This window comes from Agromyces sp. P1_H4 (genome assembly GCF_056405255.1).
This window is the reverse complement of the sequence record NZ_JBFUCL010000255.1, coordinates 1-5,534: the sequence shown is the minus strand read 5'-3', so window position 1 is coordinate 5,534 and position 5,534 is coordinate 1. Positions and strand designations below refer to the sequence as shown.

Annotated in this window: 7 protein-coding genes; 3 read left to right on the top strand and 4 right to left on the bottom strand. The window is 70.2% G+C overall.

Annotated features, from left to right (window positions below):
* Both AC1DY2_RS14440 and AC1DY2_RS14435 read left to right on the top strand, forming a co-directional pair.
* Positions 1-289: QcrA and Rieske domain-containing protein (locus AC1DY2_RS14440; protein ID WP_476763056.1), on the top strand; the 289-nt coding region annotated here is incomplete at its 5' end.
* A 1-nt stretch (position 290) separates the two neighbouring features.
* Positions 291-812 (top strand): hypothetical protein, encoded by a 522-nt coding sequence (locus AC1DY2_RS14435; RefSeq protein WP_476763055.1) that lies wholly within the window; start codon positions 291-293, stop codon positions 810-812.
* A gap of 2 nt (positions 813-814) precedes the next feature.
* On the opposite strand, the gene AC1DY2_RS14430 is transcribed toward AC1DY2_RS14435, so the two are convergent.
* From AC1DY2_RS14430 to ssb, 4 genes are all read right to left on the bottom strand, one after another.
* On the bottom strand, positions 815-1,291 hold the full coding sequence (locus AC1DY2_RS14430; RefSeq protein WP_309979109.1) for an acyl-CoA thioesterase: 477 nt from the start codon (positions 1,289-1,291) through the stop codon (positions 815-817).
* A gap of 1 nt (position 1,292) precedes the next feature.
* Positions 1,293-2,975 (bottom strand): energy-dependent translational throttle protein EttA, encoded by a 1,683-nt coding sequence (ettA, locus tag AC1DY2_RS14425; RefSeq protein ID WP_309979112.1) that lies wholly within the window; start codon positions 2,973-2,975, stop codon positions 1,293-1,295.
* 5 nt (positions 2,976-2,980) lie between these two features.
* Positions 2,981-3,469, bottom strand: coding sequence for a DUF6993 domain-containing protein (locus AC1DY2_RS14420; protein WP_476763054.1), 489 nt, complete (start codon positions 3,467-3,469; stop codon positions 2,981-2,983).
* An 80-nt stretch (positions 3,470-3,549) separates the two neighbouring features.
* Positions 3,550-4,083, bottom strand: coding sequence for a single-stranded DNA-binding protein (gene ssb / locus AC1DY2_RS14415; protein ID WP_476763053.1), 534 nt, complete (start codon positions 4,081-4,083; stop codon positions 3,550-3,552).
* A gap of 201 nt (positions 4,084-4,284) precedes the next feature.
* Between ssb and AC1DY2_RS14410 the strand changes: the two genes are divergently transcribed.
* A complete protein-coding gene (locus tag AC1DY2_RS14410) occupies positions 4,285-5,292 on the top strand; it encodes an aldo/keto reductase (RefSeq protein WP_476763052.1) in 1,008 nt (335 codons plus the stop codon).
* Positions 5,293-5,534: the final 242 nt, after the last annotated feature.

The following is a 5,534-nucleotide window of genomic DNA, read 5'->3' as shown; positions in this document are numbered from 1 at the left end:
GGACATCGCCGCCCTCGCCGATGTGCCGGTGGGCGGCAGCATCGACGCCACCATCAACGGCGAGCCCGCACTCATCGCGCAGCCGACCGCCGGCCAGGTCGTCGCGTTCAGTGCCATCTGCACGCACCAGCGCTGCGTCGTCGCCGCCGCAGGTGACAAGTTCGACTGCCCCTGCCACGGCTCGAAGTTCGACGCCGCGACGGGCGACGTGCTCAACGGCCCCGCGCTTGAGCCGCTTCTATCGATCCCGGTCGCGATCTCGGGCGACCGCATCGTCGCGGCCTCCTGACGTGGAGTACACGTTCGCGGGGTTGCCGCTGCACGTCCTCCTCGTGCACGCCGTCATCGTGCTCACGCCGCTGGTGGGCCTGGCACTCGTCGTCATCGCGGCGTGGCCGGCCGCGCGTCGGGTGCTCTGGATCCCGGTGCTCGTCGCCGCCGCCCTGCTCCTCCCGCTCGGCCTCGTGACGATCGAGGCGGGCGAGTGGCTGCAGGCGCGCGCGCCTGTTGCGCCGCTCATCGCGGAGCACACGACGCAGGGCGAGGACATCGTGCCGTGGCTCTGGGGGCTGCTCGTCGTGGCGGTGCTCGTCGCGGCGTGGGCCGTCGTCGAGCGGTTGGCTGCCCCACAGGCGACGGATGCCGCGCCGCGCCGCCCGTCGCGCGCCATCCGCGTCGCCGTGGGGGTCGTGCTGACGATCGCCGCGGTCGTCGCGACGGCGGGTGCGACGTGGACGATCGTGCAGATCGGCGAGTCGGGCAGCCGCGCCGTGTGGGAGGGCTCGTACAGCGACGTACCGCTCGACCGCTGAGGTCAGCGACGACGGAACGCGAGCGGCTCGCCCAGGTAGGGCTCCCACGCCGCCCGCTCGCGATCGGAGATGCGACGCGGACGCTCGGTCTCGGTGTCGACCAGCACGATCGTCGTGATGGCCCGGGTGTAGAGCACCCGCGGCTCGACGCCGTCTGGTGAGAACACCTCGTAGCAGACGTCGAGGCTCGCACCGCCCATGTGGCCGATCCAGAGTTCGACGTCGAGCGGCTGGCGCTGATACGGGATCGGCGCGAGGTACTCGACCTCCTGCCGGGCGATGAGCGTGATCGTGCTCGCGCCGGGTGAGGCGTCGATGACCGCGGTCGAGGCGCCGACCGCATGCTCTGGCGTGTCGGTGCTCACCCAGAACGCCTGGATGCGGGCCTCCTCGAGGAGGCTCAGCATCCGGGCGTTGTTCACGTGGCCGTACGCGTCGAGGTCGGACCACCGGAGCGGCGTCGGCACGTGCAGCCGCACGTCAGTCCCTCGTGAGCTTGCGGTAGGCGGAACGGTGCGGCTTCGCGGCATCCGCGCCGAGGCGCTCGATCTTGTTCGCCTCGTACGCCTCGAAGTTGCCCTCGAACCAGTGCCAGTACGACGGGTTCTCCTCGGTGCCCTCGTAGGCGAGGATGTGCGTCGCGATGCGGTCGAGGAACCACCGGTCGTGGGTGATCACGACAGCGCAGCCCGGGAACTCGAGCAGTGCGTTCTCGAGGCTCGAGAGCGTCTCGACGTCGAGGTCGTTCGTGGGCTCGTCGAGCAGGAGGAGGTTGCCGCCCTGCTTGAGCGTCAGGGCGAGGTTCAGCCGGTTGCGCTCACCGCCCGAGAGGATGCCGGCCCGCTTCTGCTGGTCGGGGCCCTTGAAGCCGAAGGTCGAGACATAGGCGCGGCTCGGCACCTCGGTCTTGCCGACCTGGATGTAGTCGAGCCCGTCGGACACGACCTCCCAGAGCGTCTTGTTCGGGTCGATGCCGCCACGCGACTGGTCGACGTAGGAGATCTTGACGGTCTCGCCGACCTTCAGCTTGCCGTCGTCGAGCGGTTCCATGCCGACGATCGTCTTGAAGAGCGTGGACTTGCCGACGCCGTTGGGGCCGATGATGCCGACGATGCCGTTGCGCGGGAGCGTGAAGCTGAGGCCCTCGATGAGCACGCGGTCGCCGAAGCCCTTCTTCAGGCTCTTCGCCTCGAGGACGATGTCGCCCAGGCGCGGGCCCGGCGGGATCTGGATCTCCTCGAAGTCGAGCTTGCGCGTGCGATCGGCCTCGGCCGCCATCTCCTCGTAGCGGGCGAGGCGCGCCTTCGACTTGGCCTGGCGGCCCTTCGCGTTGGAGCGGACCCAGTCGAGCTCGTCGGCCAGGCGCTTGGCGAGCTTCGCGTCCTTCTTGCCCTGGACGGTGAGTCGCTCCTGCTTCTTCTCGAGGTAGGTCGAGTAGTTGCCCTCGTAGGGGTAGAGCCGGCCGCGGTCGACCTCGCAGATCCACTCCGCGACGTGGTCGAGGAAGTACCGGTCGTGGGTGACGGCCAGCACGGCGCCGGGGTACTTCGCGAGGTGCTGCTCGAGCCAGAGCACGCTCTCAGCGTCGAGGTGGTTGGTGGGCTCGTCGAGGAGGAGCAGGTCGGGCTTCTGCAGCAGGAGCTTGCAGAGCGCCACGCGGCGCTTCTCACCGCCCGAGAGCACCGACACCTGCTCGTCGCCMGGCGGGCAGCGCAGCGCGTCCATCGCCTGCTCGAGCTGGGAGTCGAGGTCCCACGCGTCGGCGGCGTCGATGGCCTCCTGCAGCGTGCCCATCTCGGCGAGCAGCGCGTCGAAGTCGGCGTCGGGCTCGGCCATCGCGAGCGAGATCTCGTTGAAGCGGTCGACCTTCGCCTTGATCGGCCCGACGCCCTCCTGGACGTTCTCGAGCACGGTCTTGGTCTCGTCGAGCACCGGCTCCTGCATGAGGATGCCGACGGAGTAACCGGGGGTGAGCTTCGCCTCGCCGTTGGAGGGCTGGTCGAGTCCGGCCATGATCTTCAGGATCGTGGACTTTCCGGCACCGTTCGGGCCGACGACGCCGATCTTGGCCCCTGGGAGGAACGCCATCGTCACGTCGTCGAGAATGACCTTGTCGCCGACCGCCTTGCGGGCGCGCACCATCGAGTAAATGTAATCCGCCATGTCGCCTACCAGTCTATGGGTCGCGTCTCGCCGACGAGACAGCCGCCGGTGCCGAGTGCGGGCCGTACGGCGCTGTGGTAGCCGCCGGATGCCGGCCCGTACTGTCCCACGAGGCACTCGCCCTGGAACAGCACCGCGAACTGCACCGAATCGGCCTGCAGGTCGACGCTGGTGCGGTCCGCCGTCACCTCCATCTGCGACTTGTCGAATCCCGCTGCGACGAGCGCATCGATGAAATCCCGTCCGCCCGCGTCGGCCTTGCCGGCGWCGACCGCGGCGTTGACGCCGTCGAAGTACGCAAGGTTCTCCGACGCGGAGAGCTGCGGGCTGAGCGTCGGCGGTGCGCTCGGCGTCGGTCGCGCGGTCGCCGGAGTGCTCGGCGAGGCCGATGCGGAGGGCTGGCCGGGCGAAGTGCCCGTGCAGGCGGCGAGGGCCACAACCAGCGCGGCCCCGGCCAACGCCGAGACCGCGAACCTCGGAACCCGCCGTGCCATCGCTCCCCCTCATCCGGCGGTGCGACCGCCCGAGCCGAGTCTATGGGGTGGGTGAACGGATCGAGCGGTCGCGAACGCCCTCACACGGCACTCGCCAGCTGCGCCTCGCGGGCGTCGACGTCATCGTCGTCGGCGAGGTCGTCGAGGCCCTCGTCCGCCGCCACGGATCCGAGACCGGCCGGCGGCACCACGCCTTCGGAGCCGGGCCACGCGTTCGATTCGGATGAGCCGCCGGCCTCGGTGTCGGGTGCCGGCTCCCTCCGCACCTTGGTGAGCACGGTGGTGCCCCAGGTGAGGTCGTGCCCGATCGCCTCGGCCTCGATCTCGATGGCCGTGCCCGACTTCTCTCCGTTGTCCCAGGCTCGGAGGCGGAGGCGTCCGTGCACGACCACCCGGTCGCCCTTGCGGATGGAGGTGGCGGCGTTGTTCGCGAGCTGTCGGAAGCCGGAGACGGTGTACCAGTTCGTCTCCCCGTCCTCCCAGGCGCCCTTCGCCCGGTCGAAGTAGCGCCGGGTCGACGCGAGCCGGAACGAGGTGATCGCGAGTCCCTGGCTGGTCACGTGCACGCGCGGGTCGTTGCCCACGGCGCCGGTCACGGTGATGGTGTCGGTCATGTCATGCTCCTCGGAGTCTGCGCCGCCGCGAATCGGCGGCTCGCGGCATCCGGAGCTGCTCGTGCCGGACCATGCCCCGGATGCCGCGTCGCATCAGGATCGCGTCCCCACGCGGCATCCGGGTCAGCCGTCGATGCATCGGGGGCGAGCGGACCACAGGCCGGCCCTGTCGAGGACGAGACGTCGCCATAGAGTAGTCGGATGACCTACGTCGCCACTCCGGAACGCTACGATCGCATGCGCTACAACCGGGTCGGACGGAGCGGGCTGAAGCTGCCCGCACTGTCGCTCGGCCTCTGGCACAACTTCGGCCACGACCGCCCGTGGGACACGCAGCGCGCGATCGTGCGCCGGGCGTTCGACCTCGGCATCACGCACTTCGATCTCGCCAACAACTACGGCCCTCCCGCGGGCAGCGCCGAGGAGAACTTCGGCCGCATGCTGGCCACCGACCTCGCGCCCTACCGCGACGAGCTCGTTGTGTCGTCGAAGGCCGGGTACGACATGTGGCCCGGCCCGTACGGCGACTTCGGCTCGCGCAAGTACCTGCTGTCGTCGCTCGACCAGAGCCTCGGGCGCCTCGGACTCGACTACGTCGACATCTTCTACTCCCACCGTCCCGACCCCGAGACGCCCGTCGAGGAGACCATGGGCGCCCTCGCGAGCGCCGTGCGCCAGGGCAAGGCGCTCTACGTGGGCATCTCGAACTACTCGCCCGAGCAGACGCGTGCCGCCGCAGCCGCGCTCGAGGCCGAGGGAGTGCCGCTGCTCATCCACCAGCCGCGCTACTCGATGTTCGACCGTCACATCGAGGATGGGCTGTTCCCCGTGCTCGAGGAGGTCGGCGCGGCCAGCATCGTCTTCTCGCCGCTCGCGCAGGGCCTCCTCACCGACCGCTACCTCTCCGGCGACGTCCCCGCGGACTCCCGGGCCGCGACCAGCCGGTTCCTGTCGGCCGAGAAGATCAGCGACGAGTACCTCGAGCGGGTGCGCGGGCTCGATGCGATCGCGAAGGAACGCGGGCAGAGCATCGCGCAGCTCGCGCTGTCCTGGGTGCTCCGCGAGCCGCTCGTCGCGAGCGCGCTCATCGGCGCGTCCAGCGTGGCGCAGCTCGAGCAGAACGTGGCCGCCCTCGACGCGGCCCCGCTCGACGCCGAGGAGATCGCCCGGATCGAGCCCTTCGCCGCGCACGGCACCGCGCTCGGCTGACCTCGCGCCGCACGGTGGCGGCGAGTCCGCGTCACGCACGAAGCGACTCGATGTCGGTGGCCGGCCGTAGCCTCGCGTCAGACGCAGGGCCGGCTGCACGACGAAGAGGAGCGACATGCCCGCCACCGTGCTCACCGAAGCCGTGCTCACCGAGACCGTGCGCATCGAGACCGTGCGCACCGACACCGTGCTCACGGTGCCACGCGACATCCTCTCCCCAGTGCCCGGCCTGACGGTCACGG